Raw genomic sequence first — 15160 nt, 5'->3', positions numbered from 1 at the left:
GGACGCGGGCCTTGTGTGCGCTAGGGGCCTATTCGGCTTCCTGGGCTTCCTTCTGCTCGGCTTCGGCGATGACGCGTTCGGCGACGGCGCGCATGGAGAGGCGGTGGTCCATCGCGGCGCGCTGGATCCAGCGGAACGCGTCGGGCTCGGCCATGCCGTACTGGGTCATGAGCAGGCCTTTGGCGCGGTCGACGAGCTTGCGGACCTCGAGGCGTTCGGTGAGGTTGGCGACCTCTTTCTCGAGGGCGGTCATCTCGGCGAAGCGGGTGAGGGAGAGCTCGATCGCGGGGACGAGGTCGGATTTCTGGAAGGGCTTCACGAGGTAGGCCATGGCGCCCGCGGACTGGGCGCGGCTGATGAGGTCGCGCTGGCTGAAGGCGGTGAGGATCACGACCGGGGCGATGCGCGCGGAGACGATCTTCTCCGCGGCCTGGAGGCCGTCCATGATCGGCATCTGGATATCGCAGATGACCAGGTCGGGCTGGTGCTCCTGGGCGAGGCGGACGGCGGCTTCACCGTCGGCGGCCTCGGCCACGACCTCGTAACCCTCCTCGGTGAGCATCTCGGCCAGGTCGAGGCGAATGAGCCCCTCGTCTTCGGCGATGAGCACGCGCTTGCGGGGCTCCTCGGCGGCCTTGCTCGTCATGCGGGTCCGTACCTTTCGTGCGCGAATGGACGTGGGGGCGTGCGTCGGTTCCGGCACACCAGGACGCTAGCTTAGCCGCCGTGTGTTGCGGTCGCACGTTCCTATGCCGAGCGTTTCGGACGATGGAACCGGAACGTGAGCGGGGCAACCCGCCTTGCGCGCCCGGATCGGGAGTGCGGACGGCGTGCGGTGCGGGTTCGTTTCCCGCCCAGGACCGGTGGGCCGGGCGCCCCGCCGCACCGGGTATCATTTGCACCGGCTCCGGAGCACTGACCGGTGTCCGGCCCGGTATTCCAACTGGCAGAGAAGACGGATTCAAAACCCGTACAGTGTGGGTTCGAATCCCACCCGGGCTACCAGACACAGCACAGAGTGCGACTCTCGAAATCGCCGTTCACCAGCTGCAACGCTGAGGAGCGGCGATTTTCTGTTGGGCGACCGCGCGCCAAGGCCTTTGCCGGAGGCCTACTGCCCGGGGATGCGGAAGCGGAGAAAGGACAGGCCGGTCGTGCTGAGCCACAGGTCGGTCGGGCTCTGGACCAGTTGGAGGTTCACCTGCTCGCATCTGACGCAGCGGGCCACCGTGCCCGGGGCGTCTGCATAGACGGTCAGGCCCGCCACCGGTCCGACCATGCCGCACCCCGCGCAGCGCGCCTGCGCCGCAGTGATGTCGGGGCGGAAGACCTGCCAGAGAGCCCCGGCGAGCATGTTGCCGTCGATGTGGTCGTTCATCGTGTCCTCCTGGTCAGCCGAAGCGTTCGGTCTTGATCCGGTGCGAGTCGTGGCCGAGGGCGATGAGGATCTTGGCGGCCGCTTCGACGAAACCCGCTGGGCCGCAGATGAAGCACGCGGGTTCGAACTCGGGGGGCCAGCCGTGGGCGGTGATGTCGGCGAGGCCGATCCGGCCGAGCGGGCGCCTCACCTCGGGCGGTGCCTCGCGGGTGTAGAGCAGGGACGTCTCGAGGCCGCCGTTCAAGGAGGGACGGGCGAGCTCGTCGGAGTAGATGACCTCCGCCGGGGAACGCACTGAATACAGCAGCCGGAACGGGACTCGCGAGGCGACGGCGCGGCGCTGGCGGATCATCGCCTGGAGCGGGACGATGCCCGACCCGCCGGCGACGAGCATGACCGGCCGGGTGTCGGCCTCTCTCCAGACGAACCAGCCGCCGACCGGTCCCCTGATCTCGGCGTAGGCGCCTTCGGGCAGGTCGTCGCACAGGTACGGCGAGACCTCACCGTCGATCACGCGCTGGACCGTGAACTCGATCCGGCCGTCCCGGGCCGGAGCGGCGAGCGAATAGGAGCGGACGGCCTGGTAACCGTCGTCGGCCGTCAACCGGATGTCGGCGTGCTGCCCCGCCAGGTGCCCGTCCCACTGCTCCGGTTCGAAGACCAGCGTCGTGGCCGAGGCGGTCTCGACTCTGCGCTCGACGAGGCGAGCCTTCTGCCACATCGGGTCACCACCCCGACTGGTAGCGCTGCTCGAGCCAGGGGTCGCCGTAGTCGTGGTAGCCGGCGCGCTCCCAGAAGCCCGGATTGTCCTCGTCGTGCAAGGTGATCGCCGAGACCCATTTCGCGGACTTCCAGAAGTACAGGTGCGGCAGCAGGAACCGGGCGGGCCCGCCGTGCTCGGCCGCCAGCGGCTCGCCTTCGTACTCGGTGACCACCCATGCCTGGCCGTCGGTGATGTCGGCGAACGGCATGTTCGTGGTGTAGCCGTCGAAGGTGTGGACGACGGCGAAGTCCGCGGTGGTGTCGACCTCGGCGAGCAGGGTGTCGATCGAGACGCCTTTCCAGGTCGTGTCGAGTTTGGACCATCTGGTGACGCAGTGGATGTCGGCGGTCGGGGTCTCCTGCGGCAGCGCCGCGAACTGCCGCCAGTCCCACACGTGCCGCTCGCCGGTCTCGGCGACGACGGTGAACGTCCAGTCGTCGGTGCCGATCGAGGGCGTGGGCCCGGCGCTGAGCACCGGGAAGTCCTCGGTGAGGTACTGCCCGGGCGGCACCCGGTCGCTCTCGATCCGCCGATGCCCTCGGAACCCCGGTGTCAGTCCGCTCATGCCCGCCTCCCGCCGCCATCCTACGAGCCGGCCCCGAAGGAGGCACCGAATGCAGGGAATCAATCGGCGGGCGCGGCTGTCAGGATGGCTGTGGGTGATGGGGCGGTTCGGGATTCGCTAGTGGCACGAACCGGGGAGGATGGGCCTTGCGGGCGGGATCTATGGTTTTCGACGACAGCACCGAACACTTCTCAATCCCGAGGCAGGGCTAGCGATGAGCGAATTCGACACGGTTGAAGACGACTACACCACTGACGGTTACGGCACCGACTCGGCGGACGACTTCTCCGCGGACGACTCGACTTCGTACACGGAAGACTCGTACACCGAGGACGCCTACGCCGACGACACGTCGTCGGACGACGTCTACTCCTCGATCGCGGACACCGATGTCGACGGTGACGGCGTCAACGAGTCCACCTCGTACGACAACGACGGGGACGGCTACGCCGAGACCATCGAGTCCGACATGAACGGCGACGGCTGGGTCGACACGGTCACCACCGACGAGGACGGGGACGGGTACGCGGAGACGATCACCGTGGACGCCGACGGCGACACGTACCTGGACACGACCGGCGTCGACACCGACGGCGACGGCTACGTCAACACCGTCGAGGCCGACACCGACGCCGACGGCTTCCTGGACACGTACGCCGAGGACAACAACAGCGACGGCACCTACGAGGTCGTCGAGAACATCTAGTCGACACCACGGCGTCCGCCGTCGACCGGTCATCCGGTCGGCGGCGTTTCTCGTTCCCGTGCATGCGGCAGCCCTTGCGGCCCAGCGCGTCAGGCGAGGTCTTCGGGCCGGACGGCGAGCTTCGCGGCGATGCGGGCGAGGGCGCGCCGGTCCTCGGCGTCGAGGGGGTCGAGGACGAATTCGCGGACGGAGCGGACGTGGACGGGGGCGGCGGCGACCACGACGTCGAAGCCGGCGTCGGTGAGCGCGGCGATCGTGTAGCGGCCGTCGTCGGGATCGGGCGAGCGCTCGACCCAGCCGCGCTGCTCGAAGCGTTTGACCACGTTGGAGAGGCGCGAGAGGGAGCCGTTGGCGAGGTAGGCGAGTTCGCTCATGCGCAGGCGGCGGCCGGGGGCCTCGGAGATGTGGCTGAGGGTCAGGTAGTCGAAGAGGGTGAGGCCGAACTCCTTCTGCAGCGGCGCTTCGAGCCGTCCCGGGAGGAGCCAGGCGAGGGAGGCGGCGCCGGTCCAGGCCGCCTTCTCCTCGGGGTCGAGCCAGAGCTTCTCGGCGGGTTCGGTCATGGTGGCAATATACCCACGAGGGTTGACTTCAACCTTGAAGCCATCATGCTAGGTTTACTTCAAGGTTGAAGTCAATGTAGGGAGACCATCATGGGCAAGCCGGCATTCTTCGTCACGCAGGGCGCGGGCGAGAAGTTGGAGGCGATGCTGCACTACCGGCAGGCGCTGCGGATCGGCGACCGCGTCGAGATCTCGGGGCAGGGCGGGTGGGACGACGACCTGACCTTCCCCGAGGACCTCGAAGCGGAGATCGTGCGGGCCTTCGACAACGTCGAGAAGGCGCTCAACACGGCCGGGGCGACCTGGCGGGACGTCGTGCACGTCAACTCCTACCATCTGCCCGACGACGACACGTTCATCGGCGAACGGCCGACCCGCGTCATGGCCGAGCAGTTCCGCCTGCGGATGGGCGACCGCGCGCCGATCTGGACCCAGATCGGGGTCGCCGCGCTCGGCGCCCCGAAGATGCGCGTCGAGATCCGGGTGACCGCGGAGCTCGGGCAGGACTGACCCGGGAACACGAGCTGCGGGGAGCCGTTGTCCGAGGCCGCATTCCCGCGTCGGGTTTGCGTCGCTTCGGTGCGTTAATGTGGAGCGCGACACATGGGGGCGTTTCGGGTTTTCGGTGAGCTTGGTTTTCAGTGAGCGGAGAGACGATTGCGCGCTGGGCAGGTCGTGGGCGATCGGTACCGGTTGGAGGAGCGCCTGGGCTCGGGCAGCCAGGGGCAGGTGTGGCGCGCCGCCGACCTGCGGCTGCGCGAGCGGTCGGTAGCGCTCAAGCGGGCCCTCAGCGGCGGGGACGCGGCCGCCGCGTCCAAGGTCCGCCGCGAGGCCGAGGTGCTCGCGAGCGTGAACCACCCCAACGTGGTCACGGTCTACGACGCCGTCGAGGAGGACGGCGACTGGTGGATCGTCATGGAGTACGTGCAGGGCCGGACCCTCGCGGACACCGGGACGGTGACCGTCGAGACGGCCGCGCGGTACGGCGCGCAGCTCGCCGGAGGCCTGGAGGCGGTGCACGCCAAGGGGATCCTCCACCGCGACATCAAACCCGCGAACGTCATGGTCACCGAACAGGGACACGCGAAACTCGCCGACTTCGGAATCGCGAGGCAGGTCCACGCCGAGCCGACCCTCACCGGGACCGGCGCGGTCACCGGCACTCCCGGGTACGTCGCCCCCGAAGTGGTGCGGGGCGGCAAGTTCACCCCCGCTGCCGACGTGTTCTCGTTGGGCGCCACCGTCTTCCACCTCGTGGAGGGCACCTCCCCCTTCGGCGAGGGCAACGCGCACTCGCTGCTGTGGCGGACCGCGCAGGGCGAGCGGGTCGAGTCCAAGCGCGCCGGGGCGCTCGCGCCGCTGCTCGACCGGCTCCTGCAGACCGATCCGAAGCGGCGCATCAAGATCCACGAGGCCCGCGTCGAACTCGGGCGGATCGGCGGCGAGACGGCGCCCGGGGCCGGGCGCGCCGTGCGACTGCGCCGGTCCTGGCTCTGGTCCGGGGCCACCGCCGCGGCCCTCGTCCTCCTCGCCGCCGCCGTCTGGAACGTCCTGCCCGAAGGCGATAACAAAGCGCCGCAAGGCGAAGCCGCCGAACTCGACCCCTGGGACTTCATCGGCGACCCGACCACCGCCGACCCCTGCGCGCTGTACGACGAGGCAGCCCTGAACGCCTACGGATCCACCGAGATCGACACCGACGACGGCGCCTTCGAGGCCTGCGACCTCCGCATCGAGAACGAGACCGGCGGCGTCGACCTCAACCTCTACCTCTACGAGACGAACGGCGACCCCAACCAGGACGGCCCGGTCACGATGGACGGGGAGTTCGGCATCATCAGCGACGAAGGCGCCCACGACGAGTGCGTGCGCACGCTCGTCTTCCCCGACGGCGAGCACTTCGCCGAGATGCTGGCGAAGCAGGACCCCGGCGAGGACAGCGACGTCTGCGCCGTCATCGACACCGCCGCCGCCGCGGCCGTCGCCCGGCTCACCGAGGAAGGCCCCGTGGCGCGACGCGAGCACGAGGAGGACCCCGCGTCGCTGTTCCACCTCGACGCGTGCGGCCTCCTCGACGACGAAGCCCTCGAGCAGTTCCCCGGCGTCGCCGCAGACGACCCGATCGAGGGCTTCGGCGACTGGACCTGCCAGTGGGTCAGCACCACCAGCACCACCAAGGTGCGCCTCCTGTTCGACCGAGACGACCCGCCCGAAGCCGACGACGGCGAACGCCTCACCCTCGACGGCCGCGTCGCCTACGACGAAGGCGAGCACTGGGACTCCGGCACCTGCCTCATCAGCGTCATCCACCGCCAGTTCACCAGCGCCGGACCGGACCGTGAGATCACCGCCGAATACGTGCGGATCTTGGTGATCGGCAACGAGGACGACCGGCCGGAGAACCTGTGCGACCTCGGCGTCGCCTTGGCCCGGTCCGCCGCGGAGGCCCTGCCGGACACGTAGCGCCGCTTGCGGTCCGCGCTCGCGTCCATTGCGGGCGACGCGGCTCGGGACCCGTCCCGAACGGCCGTGCCAGGCTGGAGCCGGAAAGGAGGTCGACATGACCGACATCCCCCAGGTCGAAGGGCTCGAACCGCTCCCGTCGAACCACGCCAGCCTCGCGTTCGGCGTGCCCGAGTCCGAGCCGGGCACCATCTACGCCCTCTCCGTCTCCGGCGGGGTTCGGTTCCGTCCCAAGGAGGAACGCGTCGTCCTGTTCGGACGCAACCGGCCCGAGGTGCACGTGTGCGTGGGCGAGGACGACCGCCGCGTCAGCCGCAGCCACGGCCGCCTCGCCCGCCGCGGCGACCACTGGTGGCTCGCCAACACCGGGCACCTGCCGCTCCAGCTCCCCGGCGCGCGCATGCTCTTCCCCGAGGACGAGTCCTTCCCGCTCGAGACCGGGTACACGCCCGTGTTCATCAGCGGCACATCCCGGCGGCGGCACCTCGTGGAGCTGTACGTGGCCGGCGTCGACGGGCGCCTGCCGACGCCCGCGCCCGAGGCGGCCACGCTGAAGGACCGGCCGTGGAAGCTCGACGCGGACGAGCGGCTGGCCCTCGTCTGCCTCGCCCAGCGGTACCTCCTGCACGACGCCTACCCGCAGCCCGTGTCCTGGAAGCAGGTCGCCGCCGAACTCGCCGAGCTGCACCCGCGCGAGGGCTGGGGGCCGAAGAAGGCCGAGCACCTCGTGACCAAGGTGCGCAAGCGACTCTCGGCCGCGGGCGTGCCCGGCCTGACCCGCGAGGAGGTCGGCGAGCCGGTGGGCAACATGCTCAACCACAACCTCGTGGGCGAGCTTCTGCGCACGCGCACCCTCGTGCCGCCGGACCTCCTCGTGCTCGAAGCGGACTGAACGGACCCGACCGGCGACATCGCCGCGGCGCGTCGGGGAGAATGCTGTCCATGTTGATCGCAGTCCAGATTCTCGCCGCCCTCGCGGGCCTCCTCCACGTCTACATCTGGGTCATGGAATGCCTGCGCTTCTCCGACCCGAAGGTGCACCACGGGGTGTTCCGCGTCGACACTGCGAACGTCGAGACCGTCCGCTCCTGGGCGTTCAACCAGGGCTGGTACAACCTGTTCCTCGCGATCGGCGCGCTCGTCGGGGTCGCGGTGGTGCAGTCGGAGAACACCGTCGGCATGACGCTCATCGTGTTCGCGTGCGCCTCGATGCTCGGCGCAGCCCTCGTGCTCGTCCTCAAGGACCGCTCGATGGCCTCCGCGGCGCTCAAGCAGGGCCTGTTCCCGGCGCTGGCCCTGATTTTCGCGTTGACGCAGCTGTAGGGTGCCGCGGTAGTCTGGCGGTCCCTCAAGTCGATCGGAGTGCGAAGTGGACGAACGACGGTTGGTGAAGGTCTCCAAGTACCTCTCGCGGCACCTGCGCCACGACCCCGGCCGGATCGGTATCGAACTGGACGAACAGGGGTGGGTCGACGTCGACGTCCTGCTCAAGGCGCTCGACGACCGGAACTTCAAGGTCACCCGCGACGAGCTCGAAGAGGTCGTGCTCCGCAACGACAAGCAGCGGTTCGCCCTGCGCGACGGAAGGATCCGCGCCAACCAGGGCCACACCGTGGACGTCGACCTGGGTCTCGTCCCGGTCGTCCCGCCGCCCGTGCTCTACCACGGGACCACCGGCGGTTTCGTCGCCTCGATCCTCGACGAGGGCCTCAAGCCGATGGACCGGCACCACGTGCACCTCTCCCCCGACCACGAGACCGCGATCAGGGTCGGCTCGCGCCGCGGCAAGCCCGTCGTTCTCGTCGTCGACGCCCAGCGGATGGTCGGCGCGGGCTTCACGTTCTACAAGTCCGAGAACGGCGTCTGGCTCACCGAGCACGTGCCGTCGTGGGCGATCGCGCTCCGGGACTGAGGATTGCGGGGCGGTCGGTTTGCCGCGCCTTTCATGCTTGCTGCGCCGTGTCTATTGAGGTTAGAGCGGGCAGCGACAAAGAGGTCTGAGGGCGGGTGGGTGTGCCCAGCGGCTGACAGGCAGCGCGGGGGATGCGGGGTGATCCCCTCTCGGTTTTCCTTGCATCCCAGGATGTTTGCGGGTGGCGGCGGGGCGGGCCGGGGCGGACATTGATAGTCCTCTATGGAATGTTCACTCTATCGGGTGATGACACCAGCGCGGTGGGATGTCATCATTGAAGTACGAACAAGGAAGCGAAAACAGGCAGATCATTCGAGAACAGGTGAGGAGGCGAGACCCATGGCCCACTGCAACACCCACACCACTCCGACTCCCTCCCCCGTCTCGATCCTCGCCGGTTCCTCCGACCGCCGCTCTCAGGCCGCCGCGATCCGATCGGCCCTCGATGAAGCCGCTGCCGGTATCAATGCCTTCCACACCCAGGTCCTCTCCTCCGTGATCGCCATGAAGGAGCAGGGTCTGCACCGCTCCGAGTTCGGGTTCTCCGCCCTCAGGGACCTCCTGCTCTCCCAGTTCGACTTCACGTTCAACACGGCAGGATCCATCGCGGCCATCGCCCGGCTCTCCGGGAAGTTCCGGATCCTGGCCAAAGCGGCAACGACGGGAACGGCCAGGATCGACCAGGTCGCCTATGCCGTCCGCCAACTCGACCAGACCCCCGCCATGCGCCTGTTCGCCCGCACCCCCTTCAGGGCCCCGGTTGCTTCGCCCTTTGATGCCTCGGTGGAGTGCGCGACTCCCGAGGCCATGGTGGCTGAGTACTGCGCCCATGCTTCCTTCAAAGACCTGCGGCGGCACCTGGATGAGCTGTGGGCATCGATCGCCGAAGAGACCGAACTGTTCGACGAGTTGGGTGAGCAGTCCCTCCAGCGGCTCGAACTCACCGAGACCGGCAATGGCATGTGGCACTTGGAAGGCACGCTCTCGGATGCGACCGGTCGGCTGCTGGACAAGTACCTGAAGACCGCCTGCCCGCCGCCCCGCCAAGAAGACACCGAGAGCACCAGCGAAGACGAAGGCGAAGGGCTCCTGCCCGCGCAGGCGAACCGCAATGCCGAAGCCCTGCACCAGCTCCTGGCCGGGTACGGGTCCTCCCCGCAGGCGGCCACCCGGCATGGGCACACTGCCACCCTGGATCTGGTGGTGGACATCGAGACGTTGCAGGGCAAGGACACCGGCCGCCTCCCCCTCCTGGAAGGCCAGCCGATCAGCGTTGCCCGTGCCCGCCTGCTCGCTTGCGAAGCCGGGGTCATCCCCTCGGTCTTCAACTACACGACCGGTGAAGCCGTGGAACTGGGCAGGGCGATGCGCTTGCCGAACGCTTCGCTGCGCAGGAAGCTGGAGCTTGAGCAGCCGGAAGGCTGCCCGTAGGCGACAGTTTCACTAACCGCGTTCCCGCAGGTAAACCACCATATCATGGGCATTTTGCGCTGCGTTCCGTGGCTGGTACAGACATCGCCATACCTTCGTTGCGGAGCCGGTATGAGTTCGTTCAGGAATCAAGTCTTCTCTGTGATGCTCGAATGAGATCCAGCGGGACGTTGAGCTCCCGCTCAAGACGCCGGGCCGCCTTTCGGCTGCCCGCCTTGTCGAGTTCGGTGATGGCCGCTTCCACCAACATCGACAGGCGGGCTACTTCACCCCGGAGCTCGGACAGCTCATCGCGTCGTGCTTGAATCTCTGCGCCGCACCAGGTTCGCAACATCTCCCATTGCGGGGCGTACTCGCGGTCGACCTCGATGCAAATTTCAGGCTCGATGTGCCGAACTCCTGAGCGCGAGGGGTAGTGCTGGCCGTAGATGGCTCGGCGTGCCCGGTCCCGTTCTTCTTTGTCGGCGAGATCAAGGAGCTTTTCGGCGTTCGCGCGCGCCAGAGCCTGGGCGACGACCCTCAGTGCCGGCCACGGGGCGGCGATCTGGTCGTCCTCGCTGTACGCCACCGGATATGACAGGAGGTCCTCGCGCTTGAGGCCTGTCGTGGCCTCGAGAGTGCCGAGGTCGTCCACCATCAGGATCGCGCTGCGGTCGGCTGACCGCCAATCGATGTACTGGAGAGCCTTGAGGTGGTCAAAGACCAGCATGCAGGTGTTGGCTTCGAGTGTGTCGACGGCTTCGGCGGACGCGTCTTCGACTGTCTGCCAACGCTGCTCCGCGGCGATGAAGCGAACCCGATCCTGCCAACGTACTTTCAGCCTCGCCGGGGGTACCCAGTCCTCGCGTCCTTCATATTCGTCGTCTACGAACCTGATCTTGAGTCGAAGCGGCCGTTTGGTGCCGACCTTCAGCACCTTCACGCAGGCCAACTCGTCCCGCGCCCGAGCGCGGTACCCCCAGAGTTCGCCGGGCCCATACGCAATTTTCTGCTGCATTCGCCCATAGTGAGCGATGCCTGCGACAAACTCAACCCCGGACATCTCCTAACTTGACACCTGAGAGCGTCTCCGGTGCCGAAGGCCGATTCGGGGCGTCTCACCCCGTGGCTTGTCCGCATTTCAACCGACGCCACTATTCCGGGTGCCCATTATAAGGAGGAACTCATTCGCCAATACGGAGACTGTTTCCGGAGCCACCTTGACGAGTGTGGGTATGGAAAGGCGCCAGTGGCCGCCGCTCAACGCCTTCGAAATAAGGAGGCTCGAGTGTTCACGACTAGCGCGAGGAGCGATCGACGCAAATGAGCGCGCTCGTATGTTAGAGTCAGGGATTCGTGCTGCTACTTCCTCCGAGTGCACCGAATGACCCTGATCCGCCAAGGCTAGAGAAATTTCGCGCAATGCCGAGGAACGGGCAAGCGGGTCAGCTATTGATGCGGCGACTCGGCTTGCCTCTTCGAAGGATCCCTTTTCGGCAAGACTCGCCACAAGGCTCACCAATGACTTTTCCCTCAATGAGGAGTCATGAATCGAAAGAGCAATCCTCTCAGCTTCTGCCCATCTGCACAACTGCCCCGCAATACTGGAAAGAGTCGCCAGCGTTCTTTGCCTGGCTGGGAGGCTAGAAACCTCATATGCAAGTTCCTCTCCTCGAAGTAGGTCACTATTCTCGGCCAGGAACCTAGCGATCTTAGAGCGAGTTCTATCCCTCACGGCTTCATTTGAAATCGAGGCACATGCTTGAATAGCTCGCTCGACGAGGTCTTCCGAAAGCGACCTCTGATCATGTTCCTCCAATTTCTTAGAAATTTGCAACAGTGCATCGATGCGAAGGGTAGGGATCACAATAGACCCGATTGCGCTCAACCCGCTCGCCACGTCACCATCATCGAGAAATTCCATCGCAAGTTCAGTCTGCTCACGGGCAATGCGGAAGAGATCATTTTTCGAGGAGTTCAGCTCAAGGACTTCGTCAACCTCAGTTGCACGAGACTCAGCAGAACTGAACGTAAGTGCGTTCGAACTCGGAGCAGAATCAGCTTGCTGAAGTCCGGTGTTCCTCGATATCCATCGGCGCAGACTGTTACGAACAGTTGCATCAGGGATAGTATCCAACAACCGATCAAGTTCAGAGGTGTCAAGGATCGAAGCGACCGATTTCACAATTCTGGTTAGTGCCTTGAGCCGCTTCCCGTGATTGGAAATATGGTCGACGGTCTGCTGCGCCGTCTCTATGTCCCCGGAAATCGCGATTGCCTCCGAAAGCAAGGTAAATGCCTTGTCTCGTTTAGATTCATCATGAATCAATTTGGCTGTAGTTTCAGCTCGAACGAAGTCACCAACCGTGCCCAGAGCTTGAGACAGAGTAACAAGATCAATATCCTTACGACCTCTATCGTTCGCAATCCTCGCAGTGCTCTCAGATTCCATTGCAAGTTTCTCTGCTCTTTCACTCTTGCCCTGCTTGGCGAGTGCTGAAGCAATTACAGCTAGGGCCTTAGATCGACGTGTGAGATTATTGAAACTCCGCGCAATTTCAGTTGCTTCTGACACAAACCCCGAAACTGCCAAAGCTCGAATTATTGCAATCAAGCTATCTGCTTTCGCATGCTCCCCAGAGATGACTTCCAGCGCGCTTAGAGCTTTTTGGGAAACTCGATGGGACTGATTTCGTTTACCAGCTTGCGCAAGGTCGTGTGCAATAGAAGCCAGGACCCAACTGCGACGCTCAGGGTTGCGAATACGCCCGGCAAGGTTCAACGCACTGCTAATAATCGCGTTACCACGGGCTGCTGAGCCGGACCGCTTTGCAACATGGCCAATACTCGACAGCAATGGTGCCCGAGTCGACCAATATTGAATTGTCTTTGAAATCTCAAACGCTCTTTCCCAATCCCCGGTGTTGGCGATCTCACTCGCAACTCCGCCTATTGCTTGAGCACGCTCGCCTTTGTCATGGACGGATGCTGCGAGAGAGAGCGCATGTTCGAGTTCTCCGTTGGCCGCCAACCCGCGGACAATTGCGGATTGCGCAACTGACTTTTCAAGTCCCTCAGTAAGAGAGTTCGCGGCGGCCTCTGCTTGAGAAAGAATCATACGAGCCTGGGTGGGATCACCGATTCGAGCCATAGTTTGTGCAACTACAGCACGACATCGAACTCTCTCTGGGATATCTTCGATGGAGGTTGCAACCTGGCTTGCTGCCTCAACAATCGCCCGTGCGTCTTGATTGTTTCCATTGTCAGAGAGTTCTCTAGAAAGCGAAACTAGCGCGCGAACTTGTTGAATCGGCCTGATGATTGAACGAGCTAGTGCTTCGCCTCGGTTTCCCTTGCCTAGTTGCGCCCAAACCACAGGAAGATGAGTCGGAATATGACTATTCCGCTCCATCAGAGAAACTCTATGCACCGCAAGGCGGCAGAATGTTTCCAAGTCTGTAGGCGCATCCTGGAGGAACACTTCCTGTGCGGAAAGCACCTCACTAATCGCGACACTGTCGCCCCCGATGATGTCGAGCATTCTTTCGTGGCGCTCAACGTCAATCGCCAACGAGGTTAGCCTATTTAGGTCTCGGTTCGCAAGTAGGAGACTGAAGTAGCCTCGGAGGAGGTACTCTGGGGTCTCGCTAGGCCACCTCCGAGTCTGGTAGCTTGATGCCCAGATGTCGATGCGTTCTTTGTAAGCTTTCAGCCGACTCATTCCGAGCATAGTTGTTGCTTGCTGTTGGATCTCCTCGTGGCACAGAATGTAGGCCATCTCTGTGGTGCGCCAACGTCCAGAACGGTTAGCGAACGTTCGACTCGAGACCTCCTTCAGCTGCTCTTCGATCTCCCATTCCGGGAGGTTCGTGAGCTCTGCGAGGTCCCGCCCAGTGAGGCCACCCCCCGCTGCCACCAGCAATCCAAGAAGATCTCGCTCAATTTCGCTTCCACGCAACAGCCGTCTGAGCTCTCGCTCGGCGTCCTGTCGTACAACGTCCGCGAAGGAAGATGGCTGCAAGTCGTGGCGTATCTTCAACCGCCGGAGAGGATGATGGTCTGGAACATCGCTGGGGATCGGAGGGTTATGGCGACTCGCGACGATTACACGAAGTGGGCTATTTGAATCGCTCGGCAATGCTGCGGCAATACTATGGCTTTCGGGATCACTCGTGACGCCCGTATCTTCATCAAGCCCATCAACGACCAGCACCAGACGCTCACCGAGATCTCTACAATGCCTAGCAGCGCGATCGAGTGCTCCTGCCAGATGTGCCTCACGGGTTGCCTCAGTTAGCAACACCGGCATCGGCTCACCTAGGATCTCAAGAACCTGCTCCAAGACGATCTCGGTATAGGCACGTACATTTGATTGTCCCGCCCAACGAGCCGTCGCAAAGAACGAAACAACGCGGACTCCTTGTGGCGGTCTAAGTACGAAAGTTGCAAGGAGAGCAGATTTTCCTGCCCACGCAGGTGCTCGCCACCAAAAATAGCCTTCGTTACTATTGGAGGCACAAAAGTCTTCCATCTTGCCGAGTTCATCATGACGTTCATGAAGCATGCTCGGACAAATTCGTTGAACCAGAGATAGATAGTCCGAGCGGACGATTGGCGAGGATGAAGGTTCATTTGCGTCCGAGCCCGCCAAGTGCTCTACGGCATCACTTGAAAAAGGAAATCCGATCAGATCTCTTCTTACAGAGGTTGCCGACTTTGTAGCTGCAGCGGGCGCGTACCTTCCAGTCAGATTATAGAGCTTGTCAAAGAGATGGTCAGCTTCTGCCACGGTTCCATCTTTCACGATGTTTTGAAGCCGTCCCACAGCCGAAGTTCGATCGGATTGATCAACACCCTCAGCTCGGACTTCTATAATCCGCAAGGCTGCAAGCAACTGCCAAGTAAGATCGAGGTGAATCGGGCTGACTTCCTCACTCCATTCGTTAACCTTAGCCTTCTCAATCATTCTCTCAACTTGAATCAGACGATCACGAGCTTGCTGATTAGCTGCCTCTTCGATAAGAATCTTATTGCGAAATTGCATGAAGTCTCTCGAATCTCGCGCAATGTTTGCGAGTTCTCGAATCTGCTTGACTTGATTATTTGGGCTTGCTACAACTAGCGCGAGTCCCCATCTGCCCGACTCAATTTCGTCATGATGGCGGTCGAGTGCCCTGAGGTAAGCACGAATCAAGTCAACTGTGGATTCACTACTTGGCGCAAAAGAAGGAGACCTTCTAATCCCAATCGAAACCGAACGGACTGTTCCATCCGGGAGAATCCCTTTAATTAGAAGATCGTCAACTGGTGTCACACCCATCGCCTGAAACGAGACTTCCACTGGAACCAAGTTGCTACCCAGCTCCTCGAGGGGTTCAGCCGTTAGCATATGACTGAGGACTA

The 15160-nt window shown here is 63.7% G+C and carries 14 protein-coding genes and 1 tRNA gene; 8 read left to right on the top strand and 7 right to left on the bottom strand.

What is annotated here, in order from left to right; genetic code table 11:
- Window positions 1–28 precede the first annotated feature (28 nt).
- The gene (locus tag O2L01_RS16615) at window positions 29–646 is read right to left on the bottom strand and encodes an ANTAR domain-containing response regulator (RefSeq protein WP_153024992.1); all 618 of its coding nucleotides are present in this window, start codon (window positions 644–646) and stop codon (window positions 29–31) included.
- A 282-nt stretch (window positions 647–928) separates the two neighbouring features.
- Between O2L01_RS16615 and O2L01_RS16610 the strand changes: the two genes are divergently transcribed.
- A tRNA-Leu gene (locus O2L01_RS16610) sits at window positions 929–1005 on the top strand.
- Between the two features lie 106 nt (window positions 1006–1111).
- Here the strand turns inward: O2L01_RS16610 and O2L01_RS16605 are convergent.
- Genes O2L01_RS16605 through O2L01_RS16595 form a run of 3 tightly spaced genes read right to left on the bottom strand, consistent with a single transcriptional unit; the run spans window position 1112 to window position 2706 of the window.
- Window positions 1112–1378 (bottom strand): DUF6510 family protein, encoded by a 267-nt coding sequence (locus tag O2L01_RS16605; protein ID WP_270123096.1) that lies wholly within the window; start codon window positions 1376–1378, stop codon window positions 1112–1114.
- Window positions 1379–1391: 13 nt separating this feature from the next.
- Window positions 1392–2099 carry a ferredoxin reductase gene (locus O2L01_RS16600; RefSeq protein WP_270123095.1) on the bottom strand — a complete coding sequence of 236 codons (708 nt, stop codon included), beginning with the start codon at window positions 2097–2099 and terminating at the stop codon, window positions 1392–1394.
- A gap of 4 nt (window positions 2100–2103) precedes the next feature.
- Complete coding sequence (locus O2L01_RS16595; RefSeq protein ID WP_270123094.1) at window positions 2104–2706, bottom strand: molybdopterin-dependent oxidoreductase; 603 nt, start codon at window positions 2704–2706, stop codon at window positions 2104–2106.
- A 214-nt stretch (window positions 2707–2920) separates the two neighbouring features.
- On the opposite strand from O2L01_RS16595, the gene O2L01_RS16590 reads away from it, so the two are divergent.
- Window positions 2921–3412: a hypothetical protein gene (locus tag O2L01_RS16590; protein ID WP_270123093.1), complete on the top strand. Its 492-nt coding sequence runs from the start codon at window positions 2921–2923 to the stop codon at window positions 3410–3412.
- An 89-nt stretch (window positions 3413–3501) separates the two neighbouring features.
- Here O2L01_RS16590 and O2L01_RS16585 read toward each other — a convergent pair whose 3' ends face one another.
- A complete protein-coding gene (locus tag O2L01_RS16585; RefSeq protein ID WP_270123092.1) occupies window positions 3502–3972 on the bottom strand; it encodes a MarR family winged helix-turn-helix transcriptional regulator in 471 nt (156 codons plus the stop codon).
- 90 nt (window positions 3973–4062) lie between these two features.
- Here O2L01_RS16585 and O2L01_RS16580 point away from each other — a divergent pair, with 90 nt between their 5' ends.
- From O2L01_RS16580 to O2L01_RS16555, 6 genes are all read left to right on the top strand, one after another.
- Entirely contained in the window at window positions 4063–4482 is a 420-nt protein-coding gene (locus tag O2L01_RS16580; RefSeq protein WP_270123091.1) for a Rid family hydrolase, read from the top strand.
- A gap of 147 nt (window positions 4483–4629) precedes the next feature.
- Entirely contained in the window at window positions 4630–6435 is a 1806-nt protein-coding gene (locus O2L01_RS16575; protein ID WP_270123090.1) for a serine/threonine-protein kinase, read from the top strand.
- A 97-nt stretch (window positions 6436–6532) separates the two neighbouring features.
- Window positions 6533–7327, top strand: coding sequence for an FHA domain-containing protein (locus tag O2L01_RS16570; RefSeq protein WP_270123089.1), 795 nt, complete (start codon window positions 6533–6535; stop codon window positions 7325–7327).
- A 50-nt stretch (window positions 7328–7377) separates the two neighbouring features.
- Window positions 7378–7758: a DUF1304 domain-containing protein gene (locus O2L01_RS16565; protein ID WP_270123087.1), complete on the top strand. Its 381-nt coding sequence runs from the start codon at window positions 7378–7380 to the stop codon at window positions 7756–7758.
- 46 nt (window positions 7759–7804) lie between these two features.
- Window positions 7805–8347, top strand: coding sequence for an RNA 2'-phosphotransferase (locus tag O2L01_RS16560; protein WP_270123086.1), 543 nt, complete (start codon window positions 7805–7807; stop codon window positions 8345–8347).
- A gap of 339 nt (window positions 8348–8686) precedes the next feature.
- Window positions 8687–9778, top strand: a complete 1092-nt coding sequence (locus O2L01_RS16555; protein WP_270123085.1) for a DUF222 domain-containing protein — start codon at window positions 8687–8689, stop codon at window positions 9776–9778.
- A 121-nt stretch (window positions 9779–9899) separates the two neighbouring features.
- Here the strand turns inward: O2L01_RS16555 and O2L01_RS16550 are convergent, their stop codons facing one another.
- Both O2L01_RS16550 and O2L01_RS16545 read right to left on the bottom strand, forming a co-directional pair.
- Window positions 9900–10775, bottom strand: a complete 876-nt coding sequence (locus tag O2L01_RS16550) for a hypothetical protein (protein ID WP_270123084.1) — start codon at window positions 10773–10775, stop codon at window positions 9900–9902.
- A gap of 123 nt (window positions 10776–10898) precedes the next feature.
- Window positions 10899–15107 (bottom strand): P-loop domain-containing protein, encoded by a 4209-nt coding sequence (locus tag O2L01_RS16545; RefSeq protein ID WP_270123083.1) that lies wholly within the window; start codon window positions 15105–15107, stop codon window positions 10899–10901.
- Window positions 15108–15160: the final 53 nt, after the last annotated feature.

Origin of the sequence: Glycomyces lechevalierae (assembly GCF_027622945.1) — a bacterium.
GTDB classification, from domain to species: Bacteria; Actinomycetota; Actinomycetes; order Mycobacteriales; family Micromonosporaceae; genus Glycomyces; species Glycomyces rutgersensis.
This window is presented reverse-complemented; position numbering and strand designations above follow the sequence as displayed.